This window comes from Pseudomonas zeae (genome assembly GCF_014268485.2).
Lineage (GTDB): Bacteria > Pseudomonadota > Gammaproteobacteria > Pseudomonadales > Pseudomonadaceae > Aquipseudomonas > Aquipseudomonas neuropathica.
This window is the reverse complement of record NZ_CP077090.1, coordinates 918636-938795: the sequence shown is the minus strand read 5'-3', so window position 1 is coordinate 938795 and position 20160 is coordinate 918636. Positions and strand designations below refer to the sequence as shown.

The window sequence follows — 20160 nt, the reverse complement described above, 5'->3', positions numbered from 1 at the left end:
TCCCCGTCTCACCCCTAGCGAACAAGGAAAACGACACTACTGCAACACTCGTGGAGTGAAATGGTGCTGCCCCTGTGAAATACGTAGAAAATCTCGCAGGCTCGCACGCCCATTGCCGCGCTGAAACGTCGCGATCACGTAGCGTGAGTTCTCTGTGGTCAGTACCCAAAATCGGCCCTCGCGCTCCGCCTTAATGACGTCAGAAGTCCGGATCATGTGACCGTCGCCGAACCGTCCATATTGGTCTTTACGGTTGTGACCAAACACGACGCCTAATCCAGCACGAGCCTTTATGGATACTCCGCAGAGATAGGCTGTTATCGGTTTGTCGAAGCCTTGCGCTTGTGCTTTTAGGATTCGTGCGAGATCGAAATCTGTATGTCGTTTTCCATGAAAATCTACATCCAAAGTGTTCAGCATAATTGCGCTCCTTTCGCAGCCCGTATGGCGTTACCAGGAAATCCACACGGAACCATCTGCGCTGATATCGTGCGGGACTCTTGGTAAATCTCAGGCTGTACGAATCATGTTCGCGTGATAGATCGGACGAAGATTGCTCAGCACATCAGTGTTGAAGCCAGGTTGGTGAGAGCTGTGATATTTGGAGCCTGTCTCGACCTCCAGCAGGCAGACAACACACTCGTGTTGGTCTTCGCCAAGCGTCACCTTGGTCAGTTTCTCCATCCGCCAAGCTCCCGTGCCATTCATGTGGGCGGGAGTGACTACTTGTACCTCTGTAATGATCGTCTCAGCGTCTTGGGCAATCAGCAGTTGCTGAAGCCGTGGTTCGCTGTCGATCATCAGAACCGCCTCTGAAGTTCTGTCCTCGTACATGGCCTGGACAGTTACGTGATACCAGTGATTACGAAGCACTTTGGATACCTGATGCCATTGGTACTGACCCTCACCGAACATGCCCGGTAGGCCCAGCATGTCGGCGTCGTGTGTTCTAAACATCGTATGTCCTTGGCCTGGAGGGGCTCCGATATAGAGCGCAGGTTAAAAGAGGGAGAAAACGTCTTTCAGGCTTGCGAGCTGTTCATGACCAGGGCCAATCAATACGTAAACAGAGTTTCTAGTCTCGAACGCAACCCCGTCGTGGAAACCGATACACATGCTTGAACGAACCCAATCGCCGCGTTCGAAACGGCCTTGGCTGTCCTCTGCCACGTTGTGAGCAAATAGGATCATCGGGAGCTGGCCCGCTGCATGGCATTTGAAGAGTTCGTCGCGAGTGACTTCAATGCGAAATATTGTCCAATCTCGAACCAAGCAGTAAGGCTTTTCGGGAAAACGTTGGTTCGCTAGCGCTCGTGCATCAGAGCTGCTGGACAGGCCTTCCAGTGGTGTACGTGGCCCTTTCATGAAATCGGGTTCTTCGATGCTAGCCATACGGCTTCCTTTTTCATTAATAACCAGGAAATTGACAATTCAATCTCTGGACTTGTCGCTCGTCTCGGCCTGAATTTCCCGATCCAGTGCACCCTTTGCGCAGCTCTGCCTGAGGACGCGCCGGCATCGAAATCATGCCGAGAATTCAAACCAGTCATAATGAGGATGATAAGGCGTGTTATGACGGAGCGCAATGTGGCCTTATCCTCGATTTGCTGGAGGGAAATCGATGGAGGCAGCAGAAGCGCTAGCTGTGGTGGTACGAGCAGTGCGCAGAGGACAAGGTCTGTCTCAGGAGGACTTGAACAGCATTGACCGATCCCATCTCAGTCGGATTGAGCGGGGAGAAGTAAGCATCACCATTGATATGCTGGTAAGACTGGCATCCATCTTGGAGCTTGATGCCGCTGCGTTGATTCTCATGGCGACCTCCTTGCAGGCGAGTGAGCCGTTTGGAGAGGGTCTAAGACGTGTTTCGAGGCAATTGAACAGGATCAGAAAGGACGGCATTGATATCGAGATTGAGTCGTTAGCACGGACTGGGAAGTTGTTTCCTGGTAGACCCTCCAGATCTGGGGCGGCACATAAGACGATAGAGGCTCAACGACTGAGGAAAGAAGGAGTGCCTGTTGTCGAGATTGCGGAAGAGTTAGAACTCTCTGAAGCCACTGTACGTAGATATCTGAAAACAACGGCTCCTTCACAGGAGTGACTTCTTCAAAACTTGTGCCGCGTCACTCGATCTATAGTCCCGCTAGCGGCACTTAGGTGCAGATTTTATGGTGCTTTTTCTTCATCAGCAGGGCAAGAGAAAGTCAAAATCAAGATTTGCTTTTTGGTTTCGGCCTTTCTACGTATTCGGCGGGTTTACTGCGAACCAGAGGAGGGTTATGATCTTTGCAGATTCGGATATTTTTATCTAGTTCCTTTCTCTGCTTCCTCTTCAAGTACCAAAATTTTCCAAGCGAATCTTTTGCAAATAAGTCTTTTATTTTGCAATTGTACTCCATGATAGGAGTTGGACAGATAATGAATTCAGAGGGCTCCAGTTTCTTTGGCAATGTATCGCCATCCATAAACTTAACAACCTTTTTTTCACCGTCTTCCAAAAGCAGTCCGCCCGAAACTATCCATATTGGCTTTTCGCCTTTGTTAGTTATGCAAAGATAGATTAAATGTATATTTCCATTTTCTGTTCTTAGATTGGTGTCGAGGACAACCTTGCGCCTATTTAAAAAGGGTTGATAGAAAAGGGCGACTAGAACTGCCAGGAATGTAGATATAGCGCTAATGGCATTCCAGTCAATCTTCGATAACTCAAAAGACATAGATTTCTCCATGGGCAAAATAAGAAAACTTAATTATTAGCGGGCGGTAGGATCATGCTGGTCAAACATCCATTGATATTGGTCGCAGCGTTCACACGATGTTCCGTGCTCGGCCTCATGAGACTCAAGGATAGTATGGCAGTGCTCACACCGCTTATATTCAGTTTTGGTTTCACACCAATGGCAAATATCATGATGGGTATGGAACATGTGAACGAAACATACAGGACACTCCTCTACAACCTGCTCTGTATCAAAGGCAGATTCATATTTGAGCAGGAATTCCGCTTCCAACACGGCGAGCATACCGGCCCGGTGATGACAGACTAAGCATTCATACCTGAATTCAGGCGTATCAACAGGAAGACTCGCTGCAGCATCTTCTTCAAAAGGCTGCAGAAGAGGAGACCCACAACTCCCGCACTGGCAGCCTTTAAGAAGTTTCAGGGCGTTGGCGGGCAAACCTATTTTTTTCCATTCAGCTCGTGCCCTCAGTCTGTTTTTTTCGAAGAAGTCGTGTGTTTGGAGCATAGTTTCCCAGGCTTTTCCTAAAAGTGCGCCTGGACTGTCGAATAATTCGCTACTTATGAAGTTCTGAAGAAGTGGGAAAAGAGCTGCTAGGAATTTTTGTATTTCACTTGTTTGGTGAGTAGGATGGAGATGCTCGAGGTTATTGCGGCAGTCCCTCAGCGTTTTAACCACCTCCCAATCATGCTCTACATTTAAACTATCTAGTCGAGCGTGGATCGCGTCGGTATCGATTGAGCGAGGATTTTTCTGTTCGAAAATGGGACGCCATTCGATCCCGCCTTCCTCAGTCAAGTAAGGGAGTATGACTTTAGGCTCATAAAGTAGCTGCTCGGCCTCCTCCGGAGTTTTCGCGAGGGACGCAAGCTTGTATTTGAACAGCAAAATCACACCGGCGAATAGGTTGCGCGATGATGAAATGGCTCTGGTCGTGTCTCCGCCTGGTGCTGTACTGATCGCGTAGTCTTCAATCCCTAGTTGTATTGAGAAAATGGCGTTCTGAAGGATTTTGCCAAGCTCAAACTGCTGCCGCTTATTTGCAGACATCACGATTCTCCATTCCGAACACATTCAAGCGGCTTCTATGCTGCCTAAAATGATTGTATGTGCGATTGCCTACAATCTGATAGGCGCTTTTTCTGCGGCAGCTGAGGCTGCCGGACTTTGAGCTCGGTAGACGAGGTTTTTTGCAGAACTTCCGCGACACAGAATCGACGCATGGGGCGTCGTGGACAGTTTCACTATCGGCATCCCTAAAAAAGCGACCAGATTCGGGCTTGGGATAGTGGAAAGAGCCTTCAGGGTTGTCACCACAGCTCAACTCCGTGAGTGGCTCCTACGTGCGGGCCTTCCAGTTCATACTTAGCTCCACCTGATTGGCCAATATAGAATACTGATCCATACGCCTTTCAGGGTAGCCCTTTCTTCGGATTGCTTTAGGTGAACATGCTGGCGATGATACGGGCATCAAGGAGAGCGTGATGCGGAAGCGGAACCCCGTCACTTGAGGAATCTAGTGTGGTTGCGTCGGTTGGGTAATTCCGAACGTTCCTTGGCCACTTACCATTGTCATATGCAAGTTCGGTGAAAAGCTCCCAATCGTACTGTGGAGCGTCTGTGACAATCACCAGAACTTCGTCAAACGACGCTAGGAGCTCGAGCAGCGCTGACCTTGCCTCAATGGTGGGTCGTACATAGCTACCGCCCCACAGCTGCGGAAGCACGATTTCCTTCACGAAATCACTGCAGTCTTCTTCTTTCCAAGCATCGAGCAATTCCACGTAGAATTCGCGCCCATCCTCAGCCACCAATGCGAGTGATATCAGCTTCGCAGCCGCTGAGAGCTTGGTAAACTCACAATCAAGAAAGACCCTCACCTTGTTAGAACTCCGTAATGACTAGGGCTCGCTTGGATATGGCGCAGGAGGGGCAGCTATGGGAAATGGCCCTCGAGCATCTTGGCTCAGACGGACTCCTCCAAGCGGTCATAGAAATGTGGAGCCGCGCCGCCCCTCCACCCAGACCATTGGTTGAACACCTGTCCACCAATGAGGTGAGTCAGGACGTCTTGAGCATACTGAAAATTGCCCAGCAGCGGGTAGGTGCCATCGTGCCAGGTCGAACGCCTGATGCAGGCACCGTCACGCAGTACGCTCGTCACGCTAGCAACTTAGTTGATGGGCTCATTACACTGCTGCCAAAGGCACAGCTTTCGCGAGCCTTGCGAGGCTCTTGTATTGAAATCGAATTGAGGATTTGACGTCCCCGCCGGCTCCCCGAACACCGGTCAGCAACAATCCTGTTAGAACTTGCCCAGCGAAATGCGTCCCTCTGAGATGTTCTATGAACTCTGAATTAACTGAAGAAGAAATGCGTCGTGCTCTATTCGGTACGCCTCAGCCCGAAGAGCATGTGTCTGCTCCTCAAGTACAGGAGCATGTGCCAGAAGTATTGCCTACAAAGCCAGCAGCTCCCCAGGTGAAGAAGAAAGCGGCAAAAGCTTTTACTCCTAGGCTGAAGGTCACTCTCAGGGTTGGAAACGAATTTGAGGGAAAAATGACCGAGCTGATTCACGAGGCTGATACGTTGAGCTCGTTGCTTGCTGAGCAAGAGGCCGTGAAAGCCGCTAGGAAGAAGTACAAGTATGTGGACGTCGTCTCGGTAAAGTCGATGTAGCCACGCCCAGGTTCGCTCTTCCTCCAAGGCTCTTATAAGTGGCTTCAACGCTGCGGGTATCTAAATCGTTTGACGGTCGCATCATCACCCTCCCGCCGCTTATGTTGCAGATGAGCTATTGCACCCGGCCCAGTCGCTAAGCTGCAGCCGGGCTAGAGGGGAGCCCGACTTGAGGTTGCTCTGGGTATGGAGATGGAGCACTTACTAATCAGATGCTAGTAGTTTTTTAACTTCGGCAATGATCAAGTCGATGTTGAATGGCTTTGCCAAAACCGCATCAAACAGATCCGATCTCTCCATACCGATGTGGGCCTGAGCACCGCTCATCAGGATGATCGGCAACTGATTCGCTGAAGGCAGAGCTCGAACGGCAGTGGCGAATTCAAGGCCGTCCATGACCGGCATCATAAAGTCAGTAATGATCAATTCAGGACGTTCTCTATCGAGTACCTCGAGCCCTTTTCGACCATTGCTGGCCGTCACCACCATGAACCCCTCATCCTCCAGCGCGAGGCTGAGAATGTCAGCGATCAAATACTCGTCGTCGACGACCAGGATGGTGGTCATGTTAATTCAACCCACTCAAAAGCTTAAGAAATTGAACCGGGCGATGACTCAGTAGGGACTGAAGGTTCATGTCTTGAAGCCTTTTTCAGGAAAACATCATGATCACGGATGACGACCTCAAATCGCGAGGGATCGTAAGAGCTGTCTCTTACTTTAAGAATGGATAGAGTCCGGCTTAGTTCAGAGTGATTCTCATAGAATCGCATCAGCATCAGGTTGTCGACGATGCTGGATAGGTCAGAGTTTGGTGCGCTGACCTCTGAACCGAATAGATCGCGCATTTCCCAAGATGCAAATACCGTCACACCCCTGGAACGCAGTTCGTTCATCAGAGCACTGAAGAAATCAGTAATCCGCGCTGGATTTGTCGTGACTCGCGTCATACCGCTCAGACTATCGATGAACAGGCGCTTGATACCCTTTTGTTCAACGATACTCAGCAGTCGTGCGCCTAGCCCATCCAGCAATCCCTCGGTAGTAGGCTGCCAGGCAATGCTCAGAGCGCCGCTGTCCTCCATACCTTTGATATCGATACCAAGTGATTGGCCTTTGAGTCGCAACCGTTGTGGGCTTTCGTAGAAACCAAAATGCAGGCCAGGAGCTTCCACTGTCGACTCGGCCAGAAATTTGAGGCCAAGAGTTGTTTTACCAATCCCGGAGGGGCCTATTACCAGAGACACACTGGAGCTGTGCAGACCTCCGCCTAAGATGTCGTCCAGTGATTCAATGCCACTGGGGATGCGCGTCATATCCGCACTGTCGGGAGAGGATGGGTAGCTGTAGAGACTTTCTAGTCGCGGGTAAACCACGAAGCCATTTTCGGTAATTTCACACTCGTGAAGACCGGTCATTGCTGGGCTTCCGCGTGTTTTACGAAGCTGAATTCTACGCACTGAACGAGTGCCGTATAGCTCTTCGCCCATCTCAATTACACCATCAACCATGGTGTGCTCAGGACTGCCGTCGTCGAGACGCGAGCTGGTGAGAAACAGCACCGTGCAACCAGCGAAAGCTGCGTGCCCTTGCAACTCGGAAATGAATTTCTTTGTGTCGATGTGCGAATCGGCTTTTGAGCGCGCATTGAGCAAGCCGTCTACCACCATAACCGTGGCTTTCTGACGGCTTATCTCACGCCGGAGCAGTTTCACTACTTCATCCAAACCTTCGTTTTCCAAAGTATCAAATGCGCTGACAAACTGAATTTCAGCGCCGACCTTGGAAGAGTCGAAAAAGCTCAGAGTCGAAAGAAACTGAAAGAGACGGTCGTGCGATTCGGCCAGAAGCGTTGCGACTAAAACCCGGCCACCATTTTCCGCATGATGGAACCCGAGTTGGTTGGCGAGAATCGTTTTTCCAGACCCAGGACGCCCTTGGATTATGTATGAAGCGCCTGCTACCAGCCCGCCTTTGAGCAGAGCGTCGAGCCCTTCGATTCCACTTTCGAGGCGTTTTAGCTTTTCCACAATGCGACCCTGATCTGAAAAACAGGCTGTTTAAGCCGAGTGAATGAAATGCTAACGCCATTTTCGCTTTTGGGCCATTCACGGCTAAAGCATGGTTTGCTAGGTGGGCTGTACTTCAGACATCAAGGCGGCCATTTATTCTCAGGAATCGGCGAAATGGCAACGCAGCATTCATTGGAAGGAGTTGTCCATGAAAAGCGACTCAAGTTGAAGATGACTCAGCAGCATTTCGGAGCGATTGGAGGCGCGAATGCCGACGCTCAGTACAAATATGAGCGAGGGAGCCGAATTCCTAAAACAGATTACTGGTGAGGGTCGCTCAGTTTGGGTGGACATTCACCACTTTGCCACTGGCATTCGCCTTCCGCGAAACTCGATGGTTGATGAATTGAGCACCGCATTCGCGGAGGTATCTGTGTAAGGTTTCCTCATGATGTACAACCTACGAAGTTAAGTCGGGCCTGAGAAGCGGCGGCGATGAGATAAAAAAACCCGCCAAGGGGTGGGCGGGTTATGAAAGGTCATGAGGGGTAAATCCCATTTTATACTATCGCTAGAGTTTCGCTAGGAATCGGCTGTTTCGCAGAGCGATACCGCTGGGTAAATGAGGTTGTTGATGTCTTCGGCAAATATGCTTTAGGATCAGATCAGGAGATGGCATTCCTCCTTTAACCGCCTTCGTGCTGATGATGCCTACGTGAACCCTGGACAGGGTGCGTAGGTGTGCCTCCCTGTCCTCCAATTTAGGACAGGCTATGATTTTACTCCGCTGTTCCCCTCCCGCTTTTCATGCATCCCTCTACCTGTCAAACCACACAGGTCTGATGAGGAGAGCTTGCTGTGTTTAAGTCATTAATCGTCATTGCCATTGGTGCTTCACTTGGAGCCTGGTTGCGCTGGATATTGGGCATGAAACTGAATGCTCTGTTTCCTACGATTCCTCCAGGTACTGTGGTCGCGAACATGGTAGGGGGCTACATCATCGGCTTGGCCATCGCCTTCTTGGCCGCCTCTCCTACCCTCAGTCCAGAGTGGCGTCTCCTAATCATCACGGGTTTCTGTGGTGGGCTTACCACCTTCTCTACATTTTCAGCCGAAACGGTTGCCTTGATTCAGGAAGGCAGACTGCTCTGGGCGCTCGGCTCAATTTCGTTGCACGTTGCAGGCTCGTTAGCGATGACCGCTGCCGGGCTTCTGTCCTACCAAATGATTGGTACTCGCTGAGGAGATAGAGATGAAAGGCTTTATGGTCGTTTTCTTCACTCAACAAAACCGTCGCTATCAGGGAAAGATGCTAGGCGAATGGATCGTCGACGTGGCTAAAGAAATGGGGTTGCGAGGCGCCACGCTCTGCACCGGAGTCGAAGGGTTTGGGCACACAGGAAAACTGCATTCATCGCACTTTTTTGAGCTGGCGGATCAACCCACGGAGATTCGCTTGGCAATCACGGAAGATGAGGCAGAACGCTTGTTCGAACGACTGAATTCAGAGGAAATATCGGTGTTTTTCACGAAGATGCCAATTGAGATGGGCACCCTTGGAAAAACGCCTTCCCGCGCAGCCCCCTCCACAACTTCGGAGCTATGAACATGAGCTACGCGGACATCCCAGCTGGTAACGCGATCCCAGATGACTTCTTCACCGTTATCGAGATTCCTGCAAACCACTCGCCGATCAAGTACGAGGTGGACAAGCCAAGTGGGCAGATCTTTGTCGACCGCTTCCTCAGCACACCGATGTTCTATCCGGCCAACTACGGGTTTATCCCGAACACGCTGAGCGACGATGGCGATCCGCTGGGCGTCCTGGTGGTTTGCCCATATCCCGTCTCACCTGGAGTTGTCATCCGCAGTCGCCCGGTTGGTGTGATGTACATGACGGATGAAGCTGGTGCGGATGCCAAGGTGATCGCAGTGCCTCACGAGAAACTGAGCTCAATGTACACCGACGTGAAAGAGTGCTCAGACCTCCCTGCATTACTCCTCGCACAGATCCAGCACTTCTTCGAAAACTACAAGGCGTTGGAGCCGGGCAAGTGGGTGAAGATGGGTCGCTGGGGGAGCGCAGATGAGGCGCGGGAGGAGATTCGTAAATCAGTGGCTGCTCATATCCAAAAATAGTCTTCCACTCAAACGTTGAATGGGGTCGAACCGTCCAATGACAGCGCGGAGCTTATAATCGATCCGCCCGCAAACCAGGGTTGCAGCGTCCCCCCTAGGCGACGCTGCTTCACTCCCTTTTTTGAGGACTGGCAATCATCGTTGGGAGAAATTACATTGAGCGTCAGAAGTATAAGTAAGCGAGCAATACTCGCCAACGCCGACAGGGGCTAGTAAAGATGGACGCATACCAGCGCCGCCGACGCATTCAATTCTGGCTGGGCTCTTTTCCGGTGTTAGTGGGCTTTACCATTCTGGTTCTCGCCTTGATTCTGGCTGGCCGAGTATCCCCGAAAGGCCCTCAAGAACTTGATGGCGCAAGCTTGAGTCAGCAAGCGAAATATTCCCCCAAAATCACCAATCAGAAAACCGCAACAATTCTGGCCGTGTCCCAATAGGCGGTGTCTCGGTGCTCCAGATGGCGCCACTCTGTAAGCCGTTCTCCTGAAACACTCATCGCACAGGTATTAATCCACTTACCTTGATGGCAGTCCTAGCGGCCTTTGAACTCAGGAACTGCAACAACGCTGCAGCCTCCTTTTGCTGTACGCCACCAGTAGTGATGGCCGCAGAATACATCGTCATTTTCTGCACCTGATCTGGAATAAGCCCAATCACATCGATGCCTTCCGTGTGCATCAGTTCACTTAGCTGTTGGAAACCTATCTCCGCTTCGCCACGGGCGACTGCTTCTCCGACAGGCTCGACGGAAACCGTTCGTGTCTTGATCCTCAAGCTTTCTGAAATGTGCATTTGAGGGAAGAGAATGCGGGACAAGTATGTTCCGCTGGGCGTATCCGATAGAGCCAGGGACTTCGCACTGAGTAGCGTTTTTTTGAAGGCTTTCATGTTGCCTATATCGGGCTTTTTTGCACCTTTTTGGACGGCCATGGCAATGAACGACTTGCCCAGATCAATTCGACTCGTTTTCTGCAGCCGCCCCTGATCGATCAGATTTCGAAGCTCCCAATCCTCCATGATTACGACATCTGCTTTTTCACCGCGCAAGAGCCGATTAGTGATTGCAACTGGGGTATTCCCGGTAGATGGAGACTCTTTGATGACCAGGCTGAATCCTGTCTCTTTTTCATAAACGGGAGCTAGGGATTGAATCGCTGCGATGAAGCCTGCAGACACAAATAGGGTAAGCGTTTTGGTAGAGGTCGCATCCTGTGCCTCGATGCCATCTGCCAAGAACAACAAGCAGGCCAATGCGAGCCTCAGTAAGGTCTTCGTCATGACGGAGTATCCTGAATCCAGCGTAGAAATGAGGTTTAGCAGTGGAGGCGCGAAAAAATAGCCACATTTCAAGCAATGTCGAAATTAAGGAGGGTTAAGAAAAATTTAGTTTACCGTCCGATGTACCCTACCTAGGCTGCATCCATCTTGAGATCTACGGCGCTTGGAGCCTGCTTGAGTCTTGGGTTTGCAATCGTTGTGTGGAGTAAAAAAATGAATCGCGCGCTAGTAATAGAGGACGATGAGGTTACAGCCAAGGCTATTGTTAACACGCTTACCTCCCATGGATTCGATGTGCAGTGGGCGGCTAGCGGTCGTGATGGGTTATCAGCGGCCATCTCTGGCGACCATGATGTGATAACGCTTGACCGGATGCTGCCTGATTTTGATGGTTTAACAATAATCAGTACGTTGAGAAGCCTCGGTATTCATAAGCCAGTCTTGATGATCAGCGCATTGTCTGATGTCGATGAACGGGTGAAAGGGCTTCGTTCAGGGGGCGATGATTACCTGACCAAACCGTTCTCTACGGTTGAAATGCTCGCCAGGGTGGAGGTGCTGCTGAGGCGCCCAACCGCAGGTGAAAGTGAGCGTCATTTGAGCTTTGGAAACCTCCATATCGATCTCATTGAACACTCACTCAGTCGTTCGAATGTGCACATTCCGCTTCTCCCAACCGAATTCAAACTGCTCACTTATTTCATGCGCAACGCGGGTCAGTTGGTCACTAGAACCATGCTTTTTCAGGCGGTTTGGGGATATCACTTCGATCCTGGCACGAACATTATTGATGTTCATATCGGTCGGCTGCGGAAAAAAATCGAGGGAAGCGGTTCCCCTGTCATTCAAACAATTCGCGGTTCTGGTTATGTTCTTGCCTCCCAAGAGTGAGCGCTGGCGTTCTTCCAATAGTCGCCTTCTCGGGCTTTACGCCTTGTTTTTTATCGCTTGGGGAGCCGTTTTTACGGGGGTGCTTTATTGGAAAATCTCAACCTATCTCGGGGCTGTTGCCGAGCGAACATTGATGCAACGCGCCCACTATTATCAAAAAATCGATGATGCCAGTCTGGAGGGTGAACTGGCTGCCAGTGAGGTGTATTCGACTTCAGGGATCGACGCCTACGGTTTATTCAAAGCTGACGGCACCCATATCGCCGGTGACCTTCTCCGGTTACGAGCAAGTCTCCCAGATGATGGCCAGGTACATTATCTGGAGCGAGGCTTGAGCATCGCATTGCCACGCGAGCAAACCCGAAGCAGCCATGCACTAATGCAACATCGGCGTGATGGTCGAATTTTGATCCTGTCACGTGATGGAGGATCTATCTCCGCAGTCGGCGGCATCATCGAGCAGGCATTAATTTGGGGGTTTTCTCTTACCCTTATCCCTGGGTTGATCGGTTGGTGGCTCCTGAGGCGAAGGCCCTTACGCAGAGTGCAGCGACTTCAAAGCTGCACCGAAAGTATCGTATCGGGCAATCTCGGCGAACGCCTGCCGCTGTCTCCACGCCGCGATGAGCTCGACATGTTGGCCAATGCTGTCAACGTCATGCTCGAGCATATAGAGCAGCTTATGCATGAAGTGAAGGGGGCGTGTGACGGTATTGCGCACGATCTGCGTACTCCCCTGACTCGCCTGCGCGCCCATCTTGACCAGCTACAGCAGTTACCCCTGGATAGCTCTCATGCAGAGACCTTGAACATGGCACTGGAAGAAAGCGAATCCATCATGTTGCGCTTCCAAGGGCTGCTGCGAATATCTGAACTTGAAGATACAAGGAGAAGATCAGGTTTTGAATCGTTCCAACCAGCATCGCTGCTGACGCAAGCGCACGAGTTTTTTTTGCCCTTGGCACAAGAGCAAGGACTGACGCTACTCCTCGACCTCTCTGAAGACCTTCCAAAGTTATCTGGTGATGTTTCTCTTCTGTTCGAGGCGCTGGTTAATCTTTTAGATAACGCTATCAAGTTCACACCCAAGGGCGGTGTGATTCATTTGAGCGCCTCTCTGACGCATAACTCGCTCCATATCGAGGTTTCGGACAGTGGCCCTGGAATACCCGAGGCAGAGCGTGACAGCGTGATCCGAAGGCTTTATCGCGCAGATGCTACCCGCCAACAACCTGGGCATGGACTGGGGCTTTCTCTGGTATCGGCAATTGTTCGGTTGCATGGGTTTGTACTGCATATCCAGGAATCGCCGCTTGGTGGTGGAGCCTCAGTCTCGATTATCTGTCCATTGCCCGAGATGGTCGTTTCCAAAGGCTAATTAAATTTATATTAATCCGGGTTAATTTGAGCCCTCTCAGCTCCTCATCTAGCTTGGCGCGTCTTTCTGCGAATCCGAGGCTGGCGCTTGTGAAACACCCTAAATTGCGGCTTACACTCATTCTTGCGTGTTCTTTTCTGACACCAGTTTGGGCGGCTCCAATACCCACCCCAAGTCCTGCCTCACCAACTGCCCGAGCGATGATCCCAGCACCACCGCAACTGAGCGCGAAATCCTGGGTACTTATGGATGCCGCGACAGGCTCGATTATTAGCAGTCAAAACGCTGATATGCATTTGCCGCCGGCTAGCTTGACTAAGTTGATGACGGTGTATGTGGCTACCAATGAGATACAGGCGGGACGCCTCAAGGTCGACGATCCGGTTACCGTCAGTGAAAACGCATGGAGAACCGGTGGTTCCAGGATGTTTCTTGATCCTGGCGCCGTTGTCCCTGTGCATGACCTGCTCCGTGGCGTGGTGATCGACTCTGGCAACGACGCCAGTGTGGCTCTGTCGGAGCACATAGCGGGTAGCGAAGATGCATTTGCCGGTTTGATGAATGTCACTGCAAATAAACTTGGGCTGACTGACACTCACTTCATGAACCCTACAGGCTTGCCGGCACCTGGGCACTACTCCTCTGCTCATGATATGGCCCGGCTTGCGCGGGCAATTATCAATGATGAGTCCGCTTACTACCCGCTATACGCGCACAAATATTTCACCTGGAACAACATTCGCCAACCCAATCGCAATCTTCTCCTCTGGCGCGACCCAAGTGTTGACGGGCTCAAAACTGGCCACACCGAAGAGGCCGGCTACTGCATGGTGACCTCTGCTCTTCGTGATGGGCGGCGTCTTATCAGTGCGGTATTTGGCTCGACCACGATGAACAATCGTGCAGAAGATGCTCAAAAAATCCTGAACTACGGCTTCCGCTTTTTTGAGACGAAGACCTATCAGAAAGGCGGGCAGGTGTTAGCTCAACCACGACTGTGGAAAGGCGAGAAAAACGTAATTTCTGTTGGGTTGCTCGATGATGTGACATTGACGCTGCCCAAGAATAGTAATCGCAAGGTGGAAAGCCGCCTTCACATCAATAACGCACTGGAAGCTCCTATTGCCGTCGGTGACATAGTCGGAAGCTACGAGTTGTATGACGGCGAGAATAAACTTGTGACACGCTCTCTCATCGCATTAGAAGCCGGAGAAGCAGGTGGTTGGTGGACGCGAACCTGGGATGCATTCCATCTTTTTTTTGCAGGATTGTTTGATGTGAAGGACGACAAGGGAGAGGTAAAGGCCTGAGTCTGGATGGGTGATATCCAGTCGTGATTCACCTCACTGACAACCTCAAATGATTCCCACTGATCTGACGTGACAGGGGCGAAACCATCCAGTTGAGTCACCAGCCTCGATGCCCAAGGACATTTGCCGCAATGACGCTTTAGCGTCGGCTCGAAATGTCAGCCATCACAAAGGGAGAATGCTCAATGGGTTGTCGCTTCCATGCCATTCATATCTGATATCGACCGAAGAAAACGTGTCAGCTGCACCATAGATCTGACTGAACTACACTCGAATTTGCTGAGGGATCAGCTCCCATCCGAAATACAAAAAGCCCGGCTACGCGCCGGGCTTTCTGTTTCTGTCATTCTGCGCAAGGCTTTACCCTGGGCTGAAATCACAAACCAAATTTCATATCAGTCTTTGATCAAAACTTACTAGATGTCGTCTACCCAGTGGAACGTGAGCGCTCCTAACGCAGTCATGGCAAGCAACGCTATGACATGAAGCGAGATGGCCCCAATTGCAGGAATGAACCGTTCTTTGTGGCTTAACGTGGCCGATCCTGCCGAGGCTAGTGAGAAGACCGCGAGCCCTAAGCAAAAGCTTGTGATGATCGCAATGTGCCACCGAGGAAAGAGCAGCGGCGAATCCATCCAAAAGCCGATGGTCAGGCCAATGAAGTACCCCCCGGCTAAATTCGCGACGAGCGCTCCTGCGGGCATGCTCGGAAAAAATTCCTTGAGCTTCTCCCCCAAAATACTGCGTAGCCAGCCTCCAAGCGATGCGCTTATGGCGATGGCCACTAATGTTCTCACCAAGCTGACGAACTCCTTGCAGCTCTAGGGGCTGAGAGCTTATGTACTGAAGGAAAGGGATTGGTTATCCAAAGCGACCCGTAATGTAGTCTTCAGTCTGCTTCATTTTTGGTTTGGTGAAGATGTTGTCGGTCACATCATGCTCAATCAATTCGCCCATAAACATAAAGGCGGTGTAGTCCGAAACCCGAGCCGCTTGCTGCATGTTGTGGGTCACGATGATGACGGTGTATTGCTCTTTCAACTCAGTAATCAACTGCTCTATTCGCCCAGTGGAAATTGGGTCAAGCGCGGAAGTCGGCTCATCTAAAAGCAATACTTGTGGGCGCAAAGCGATGGTGCGCGCTATGCACAGGCGCTGTTGTTGACCACCCGACAGGCTCTGAGCGCTCTGTTTGAGCTTGTCCTTTACCTCGTCCCAAAGCGCTGCTCCATTTAAGGCTTGCTCTACGCGTTCATCCATCTCACGACGGGAGAGTTGTTCATGGTGACGCACGGCGTAAGCGACGTTGTCGTAAATGGACATAGGAAACGGTACGGGCTTCTGGAAGACCATGCCGATATGGCTACGCAGGCGGTTCATCGAGTAACCAGGCGCGAGAATATTCTCTCCGTTGAGCAGCACCTCGCCCCGCGCTTCCTGCTTCGGGTACATGGCGTAGATACGGTTGAACACCCGCAGTAACGTCGACTTCCCGCAACCTGAAGGCCCAATGATCGCAGTGATACGTTTCTCCGGAATGTCCATATCGATGGAGTTCAGAGACCGCTGGTTATTGTAAAAAAACTCCAGGCCACGAACGCGAATTTTAGTTCTTTCGTCGGCAAGGTCACGGCTATTCATCAGGTCAACCTATTGCGTAAAAGGATCAAGCGGGACAGTAAACTGAGTACCAGTACAAACAAGGTCAGCACCAATGCTCCAGCCCAGGCCAGGGAGTGCCAGTCATCGAATGGGCTCATGGCGTACTGGAAAACCACTACGGGCACACTGGCAATCGGTTTCAGAAGATTGCTGCTCCAGAACTGGTTGCCGAACGCTGTAAACAGTAACGGCGCTGTTTCACCGGTGATTCTGGCCAGTGCAAGTAGCACCCCGGTCACTACGCCCGCTTTTGCAGCTCGTAATACGATTTGCAGAGTCAGTTTCCATTGCGGGACGCCTAGTGCCAGCGCGGCTTCCCGCATGGTTGACGGTTGCAGTTGAAGCATCTCGTCAGTGGTTCTCACCACCACTGGAATCACCAATAGCGCCAGTGCCAGAGCGCCGGCGATAGCGGAGAAGCCGACTTGGTGGTTAGTCAGTATGTTCAACGGCAGGATGACGCCGGTGTAGATGAACAGACCCAGCACAATGGACGGTGCCGAAAGTAGAATGTCGTTAATAAAACGGACTGTGGTGCCCAGACGCGAGTGTCGTGCGAATTCCGCTAGCCAGATTCCCGCCATCAAGCCAATTGGCGTACCGATAAGCAGGGCGATAGCGGACATCAGGGCACTGCCATAGAACGCGTTTGCCAGCCCACCTTCCGTACCGGGCGGCGGCGTCATCTGCGTAAAGAGGCGAAGATTGAGCGCCTGAAATCCGTTGATCACTGTGGTCAGCAGAATCCAGACCAGCCAGATGAGACCGAACGCAGTGGCACCGCAACTGAGTACCAATGCAAGTCGATTCTTGAAAGCCCGAATTTGGTAGAGACGTTCGTTGCCGGTCATAGACCCTCCTTGCGTGAAAGCCGCATGAGCAGGAGTCGTGCTAGCGCCAGTACGATAAAGGTGACGACAAATAGCAGGAAGCCCAGTGCAATCAGCGCCGAGCGATGCAGGTCGGTATAGGCTTCGCTGAACTCGTTGGCGATGACTGACGCAATGGAACTGCTTGGCATCAACAATGAGGCGGAGAATTGTTGAGCATTACCCAGCACGAAAGTCACCGCCATGGTCTCGCCCAATGCCCGTCCGAGTCCGAGAAAAATTCCTCCGACAACCGCTGAACGCGTGTAAGGCAGAACAATGTCCCAGACAACTTCCCAAGTAGTGCTACCTAGCGCGTAAGCAGACTCCTTGAGGGTTGTGGGAACACTACGGAACACCTCATGCATGACAGAGGTGATGAAGGGCATGATCATGATTGCCAGCACAATACCCGCTGTCAGCATGCCAATCCCCAAGGGGGGGCCCTGAAACAGCGAACCTACCAAAGGAAGCTCACCCAGATAGTCATTGATCCAAGGCGATATATGCTCTGCCATGAACGGGCCGAAAACAAACAGCCCCCACATGCCATAGATAATCGATGGAATTCCCGCGAGCAATTCAACCGCCGAGGCGACGGGCATCCGTAACCAGGGCGGAGCTACTTCAGTGAGAAAAATCGCGATGCCAAAGCTGACAGGAACCGCAATCAGCAGCGCCAGTAAAGAGGTCACCAAGGTGCCGTAAATCGGTACTAAAGCACCGAAGTGATTGTTAACGGCATCCCACTCAGTGCTTGTCAGAAAGTCGAGACCGAAAGTCTTGAATGCAAGACTACCGCCCCAAAGTGTCGAGGCGGCGATGCTAACCAGTAGCAACAGAACCAGCATTGCGGCGCCCAGCATTGAACGCTTGAACCAGAGATCATGACGCTGATCGCGAGCCGCACGCTTATCACTCGTAACGTCGCCAGTGTGGAGGGTCATGGTCAAAGGTTGGACTGTGTCGTTCATCATACGTCTACTCACAAACAAACCCCTTCGTCAGGCAAAACTTGCTCGAGGAAGGGGTTTAAGTGTTGCTGAATCAATGGGCGAAGTCAGACTTCCAGTAACCTTCGATACGCTTCACCAGAGAGTCAGGCAGGGCTACATAGTCCAGCGCCGAGGCCTGTTGCTGGCCTTTCTCCAACGACCATTTGAAGAAGTTGAAGGCCGCCTGGCTTTGTTCGGCATTCTTCGGCTGTTTGTACATAATGATCCAGGTGGTCGCCGTGATCGGCCAAGCGCTATCGCCAGGCGCGTTGGTCATGATTAGGTTGAAGTCTTTGGCGTTAGCCCAGTCCGCAGTGTCGGCAGCCGCTTGGAAGGCTTTGGCATTGGGCTGAATGAATTTCCCGGAGGCGTTCTTCAGCTGTGCGTGCGTCATCTTGTTTTGCAGGGCATAGGCGTACTCAACATAACCGATTGAGTTCTTGATCTGCTTTACGTAGGCCGAGACACCTTCGTTGCCTTTACCACCCACACCAACCGGCCAAGGCACAGTTGTGCCGAAACCGATTTTCGATTTCCAGCCATCGCTCACTTTGGAGAGGTAGTTGGTGAAATTGTATGAGGTGCCAGAGCCGTCAGAACGGTGGACAACGGTGATTTTACTGTCTGGCAGTTTCATGCCCTGGTTCAGGGCGACGATGGCTGGATCGTTCCAGACTGTAATCTCACCCAAGAAGATTTTCGCAAGGGTCTCACCATCGAGCTTCAATTGGCCCGGCGCTACACCCTCAATGTTCATCACAGGCACGATGCCGCCAATCACACTGGGAAATTGGCCCAGGCCACCGGCCTTGAGATCATCGGCAGACAACGGTGCGTCAGACGCACCAAAATCCACTGTTGCCGCTTTGATCTGAGCGATACCGCCACCCGAGCCAATCGACTGGTAATTGATACGGTTGCTGGAGCTTTTGCTGTAGTCCTGCGACCACTTGGACAAAACCGGATAGACAAAGCTGGAGCCCGCACCGGTAACATCGGTCGCATGAGCAAGGCCACTCATGCAGAGGGAAGCCAGCAAAACAGACAGGCTTTTTTTAGTCAGCAACATCACGACAACACCTCAATGAAAGGAGTTAAGTGGAGGTATCCACCTATCGGAGAAGTGACGATTTAATTCTTTAAATATTTCTATCCGATGACAGTTTTGGCATTTTCAGAAATATTTTGAAATATGTGTGAATCGAAAATCTTCACTGGCTTTCTCGTCGAAAATGCTCAACAGCACCGGTTTACAGCCCAATGCGCTGCCGTTTGCCCCTCGTATGCGGAAGCGATGTAGGGAAGCGAATGAGGAACTGTCTTGCTCACATAATGGACAAGTAGGACATGAGCAAAACGCCCAAGATTGCCGCGATGAGATTGATGCTAGGGCCAGCATTGACGCTGTAGCCAAAGGGAATCTCAACGGGCTTGAGGGTCTTGACTACCTTTTTGTATTGCCAAGATGACCAACAGGCAACCCATGAGCCCAGCATCAGAAAAGCAAGTCCGATCCAGAAAGAAAAGTGTTTCCCTGGAGGCCCCAAAACACCTGGCTTTAACATTTGCAGCAGTAGTCCGGATCGTTCAATCACAAAGCCAAACGCCATCAGCGAAAGGCTGGTTCGGTTCCAGGCCAGTAAGGTTCGCTCAGCAGCAAAGAAGACTCGTGGATCGTTCAAGTCAGACATTCAATTCCCCTGAGCCCAGTAATTGAAACAGCTTTGGTCATGGAGCAGGTCGACAGTTTTTCCGTCATTCGCTTTCAGCGCTTTAGCCTAATCAGGTCGTGCGCCGACGTTCTAATAGAGAGAACAAGTACATACCGGCCAACATGGCCAATACGAATACGATGATCTGCCCGTGCCCCGTAAGCAGAATAGCGACAGCTGGCCCAGGGCAGATCCCCGCAATTCCCCAACCTATGCCGAACACCAGGCTGCCGCCAATCAAGCGGGCATCCAACTCCCTTTTCATTGGTAACTGCATGGGAGCACCCAACAAGGATTGTTTGTTCTTAAGCGCCCAATTCAGGGGAATAACCGCTACTGCGATGGCACCTCCCATCACCAGTGCGAGTGACGGATCCCAGGCCCCGGCCACATCAAGAAAAGCCAATACCTTGGCGGGGTTCGCCATGCCTGCCAGAAGAAGCCCAAGGCCGAAGATCAGTCCTGCAAAAAATGCGCACAGTTTGATCATT

The 20160-nt window shown here is 51.5% G+C and carries 25 protein-coding genes and 1 riboswitch; of the genes, 9 read left to right on the top strand and 16 right to left on the bottom strand.

Annotation, left to right across the window (positions count from 1 at the left end; genetic code table 11):
• Positions 1 to 36: 36 nt before the first annotated feature.
• From HU754_RS04075 to HU754_RS04065, 3 genes are all read right to left on the bottom strand, one after another.
• Positions 37 to 420 carry a hypothetical protein gene (locus HU754_RS04075; RefSeq protein WP_186621053.1) on the bottom strand — a complete coding sequence of 128 codons (384 nt, stop codon included), beginning with the start codon at positions 418 to 420 and terminating at the stop codon, positions 37 to 39.
• A 90-nt stretch (positions 421 to 510) separates the two neighbouring features.
• Positions 511 to 957, bottom strand: a complete 447-nt coding sequence (locus tag HU754_RS04070) for a hypothetical protein (RefSeq protein ID WP_122680841.1) — start codon at positions 955 to 957, stop codon at positions 511 to 513.
• Between the two features lie 42 nt (positions 958 to 999).
• Positions 1000 to 1392, bottom strand: coding sequence for a DUF6957 family protein (locus tag HU754_RS04065; protein WP_225919960.1), 393 nt, complete (start codon positions 1390 to 1392; stop codon positions 1000 to 1002).
• A gap of 193 nt (positions 1393 to 1585) precedes the next feature.
• Here HU754_RS04065 and HU754_RS04060 point away from each other — a divergent pair, with 193 nt between their 5' ends.
• On the top strand, positions 1586 to 2104 hold the full coding sequence (locus tag HU754_RS04060) for a helix-turn-helix domain-containing protein (protein WP_337957990.1): 519 nt from the start codon (positions 1586 to 1588) through the stop codon (positions 2102 to 2104).
• 109 nt (positions 2105 to 2213) lie between these two features.
• Here HU754_RS04060 and HU754_RS04055 read toward each other — a convergent pair whose 3' ends face one another.
• The 3 genes from HU754_RS04055 to HU754_RS04045 form a co-directional block, all read right to left on the bottom strand.
• Positions 2214 to 2720, bottom strand: a complete 507-nt coding sequence (locus HU754_RS04055) for a hypothetical protein (protein ID WP_186621055.1) — start codon at positions 2718 to 2720, stop codon at positions 2214 to 2216.
• 36 nt (positions 2721 to 2756) lie between these two features.
• Complete coding sequence (locus tag HU754_RS04050; protein ID WP_186621056.1) at positions 2757 to 3794, bottom strand: hypothetical protein; 1038 nt, start codon at positions 3792 to 3794, stop codon at positions 2757 to 2759.
• Between the two features lie 389 nt (positions 3795 to 4183).
• A complete protein-coding gene (locus HU754_RS04045; protein WP_186621060.1) occupies positions 4184 to 4624 on the bottom strand; it encodes a 3'-5' exoribonuclease in 441 nt (146 codons plus the stop codon).
• Between the two features lie 466 nt (positions 4625 to 5090).
• On the opposite strand from HU754_RS04045, the gene HU754_RS04040 reads away from it, so the two are divergent.
• Positions 5091 to 5423 carry a hypothetical protein gene (locus tag HU754_RS04040; protein ID WP_186621062.1) on the top strand — a complete coding sequence of 111 codons (333 nt, stop codon included), beginning with the start codon at positions 5091 to 5093 and terminating at the stop codon, positions 5421 to 5423.
• Positions 5424 to 5627: 204 nt separating this feature from the next.
• Here the strand turns inward: HU754_RS04040 and HU754_RS04035 are convergent, their stop codons facing one another.
• Both HU754_RS04035 and HU754_RS04030 read right to left on the bottom strand, forming a co-directional pair.
• Positions 5628 to 5990, bottom strand: a complete 363-nt coding sequence (locus HU754_RS04035) for a response regulator (protein WP_186621071.1) — start codon at positions 5988 to 5990, stop codon at positions 5628 to 5630.
• A gap of 23 nt (positions 5991 to 6013) precedes the next feature.
• Complete coding sequence (locus tag HU754_RS04030) at positions 6014 to 7456, bottom strand: ATPase domain-containing protein (RefSeq protein ID WP_186621117.1); 1443 nt, start codon at positions 7454 to 7456, stop codon at positions 6014 to 6016.
• A gap of 638 nt (positions 7457 to 8094) precedes the next feature.
• Positions 8095 to 8156: riboswitch (Fluoride riboswitch) on the top strand.
• A 137-nt stretch (positions 8157 to 8293) separates the two neighbouring features.
• On the opposite strand from HU754_RS04030, the gene crcB reads away from it, so the two are divergent.
• The 4 genes from crcB to HU754_RS04010 all read left to right on the top strand — a co-directional run bounded on the left by crcB (position 8294) and on the right by HU754_RS04010 (position 10011).
• Complete coding sequence (crcB, locus tag HU754_RS04025) at positions 8294 to 8677, top strand: fluoride efflux transporter CrcB (protein ID WP_186621073.1); 384 nt, start codon at positions 8294 to 8296, stop codon at positions 8675 to 8677.
• 10 nt (positions 8678 to 8687) lie between these two features.
• A complete protein-coding gene (locus HU754_RS04020; protein WP_186621075.1) occupies positions 8688 to 9041 on the top strand; it encodes a DUF190 domain-containing protein in 354 nt (117 codons plus the stop codon).
• Between the two features lie 2 nt (positions 9042 to 9043).
• Positions 9044 to 9574, top strand: coding sequence for an inorganic diphosphatase (gene ppa, locus HU754_RS04015; RefSeq protein WP_186621077.1), 531 nt, complete (start codon positions 9044 to 9046; stop codon positions 9572 to 9574).
• Between the two features lie 218 nt (positions 9575 to 9792).
• Entirely contained in the window at positions 9793 to 10011 is a 219-nt protein-coding gene (locus HU754_RS04010) for a hypothetical protein (RefSeq protein ID WP_186621079.1), read from the top strand.
• A gap of 55 nt (positions 10012 to 10066) precedes the next feature.
• On the opposite strand, the gene HU754_RS04005 is transcribed toward HU754_RS04010, so the two are convergent.
• A complete protein-coding gene (locus tag HU754_RS04005; RefSeq protein WP_186621081.1) occupies positions 10067 to 10852 on the bottom strand; it encodes a substrate-binding domain-containing protein in 786 nt (261 codons plus the stop codon).
• A gap of 213 nt (positions 10853 to 11065) precedes the next feature.
• Between HU754_RS04005 and HU754_RS04000 the strand changes: the two genes are divergently transcribed.
• The 3 genes from HU754_RS04000 (at position 11066) to HU754_RS03990 (ending at position 14431) form a co-directional block, all read left to right on the top strand.
• The gene (locus tag HU754_RS04000) at positions 11066 to 11743 is read left to right on the top strand and encodes a response regulator transcription factor (protein WP_186621083.1); all 678 of its coding nucleotides are present in this window, start codon (positions 11066 to 11068) and stop codon (positions 11741 to 11743) included.
• On the top strand, positions 11721 to 13121 hold the full coding sequence (locus tag HU754_RS03995; RefSeq protein WP_186621085.1) for a sensor histidine kinase: 1401 nt from the start codon (positions 11721 to 11723) through the stop codon (positions 13119 to 13121). Before HU754_RS04000 ends, HU754_RS03995 begins: the two co-directional genes overlap by 23 nt.
• Before the next feature lie 119 nt (positions 13122 to 13240).
• Positions 13241 to 14431 carry a D-alanyl-D-alanine carboxypeptidase family protein gene (locus HU754_RS03990; RefSeq protein ID WP_496198608.1) on the top strand — a complete coding sequence of 397 codons (1191 nt, stop codon included), beginning with the start codon at positions 13241 to 13243 and terminating at the stop codon, positions 14429 to 14431.
• 416 nt (positions 14432 to 14847) lie between these two features.
• On the opposite strand, the gene HU754_RS03985 is transcribed toward HU754_RS03990, so the two are convergent.
• The 7 genes from HU754_RS03985 to HU754_RS03955 all read right to left on the bottom strand — a co-directional run bounded on the left by HU754_RS03985 (position 14848) and on the right by HU754_RS03955 (position 20159).
• Positions 14848 to 15228 (bottom strand): CrcB family protein, encoded by a 381-nt coding sequence (locus HU754_RS03985; protein ID WP_337957991.1) that lies wholly within the window; start codon positions 15226 to 15228, stop codon positions 14848 to 14850.
• Between the two features lie 64 nt (positions 15229 to 15292).
• Complete coding sequence (gene pstB / locus HU754_RS03980) at positions 15293 to 16072, bottom strand: phosphate ABC transporter ATP-binding protein PstB (RefSeq protein ID WP_127649218.1); 780 nt, start codon at positions 16070 to 16072, stop codon at positions 15293 to 15295.
• On the bottom strand, positions 16072 to 16944 hold the full coding sequence (gene pstA, locus HU754_RS03975) for a phosphate ABC transporter permease PstA (protein ID WP_046482241.1): 873 nt from the start codon (positions 16942 to 16944) through the stop codon (positions 16072 to 16074). Before pstA ends, pstB begins: the two co-directional genes overlap by 1 nt.
• The gene (gene pstC, locus HU754_RS03970) at positions 16941 to 17936 is read right to left on the bottom strand and encodes a phosphate ABC transporter permease subunit PstC (RefSeq protein ID WP_186621119.1); all 996 of its coding nucleotides are present in this window, start codon (positions 17934 to 17936) and stop codon (positions 16941 to 16943) included. The genes pstA and pstC overlap by 4 nt, the downstream gene beginning before the upstream one ends.
• Before the next feature lie 73 nt (positions 17937 to 18009).
• Entirely contained in the window at positions 18010 to 19026 is a 1017-nt protein-coding gene (gene pstS, locus HU754_RS03965) for a phosphate ABC transporter substrate-binding protein PstS (protein WP_186621087.1), read from the bottom strand.
• 256 nt (positions 19027 to 19282) lie between these two features.
• Positions 19283 to 19648 (bottom strand): YidH family protein, encoded by a 366-nt coding sequence (locus HU754_RS03960; protein ID WP_186621089.1) that lies wholly within the window; start codon positions 19646 to 19648, stop codon positions 19283 to 19285.
• 91 nt (positions 19649 to 19739) lie between these two features.
• Entirely contained in the window at positions 19740 to 20159 is a 420-nt protein-coding gene (locus HU754_RS03955; RefSeq protein ID WP_186621127.1) for a DUF6691 family protein, read from the bottom strand.
• Position 20160: the final 1 nt, after the last annotated feature.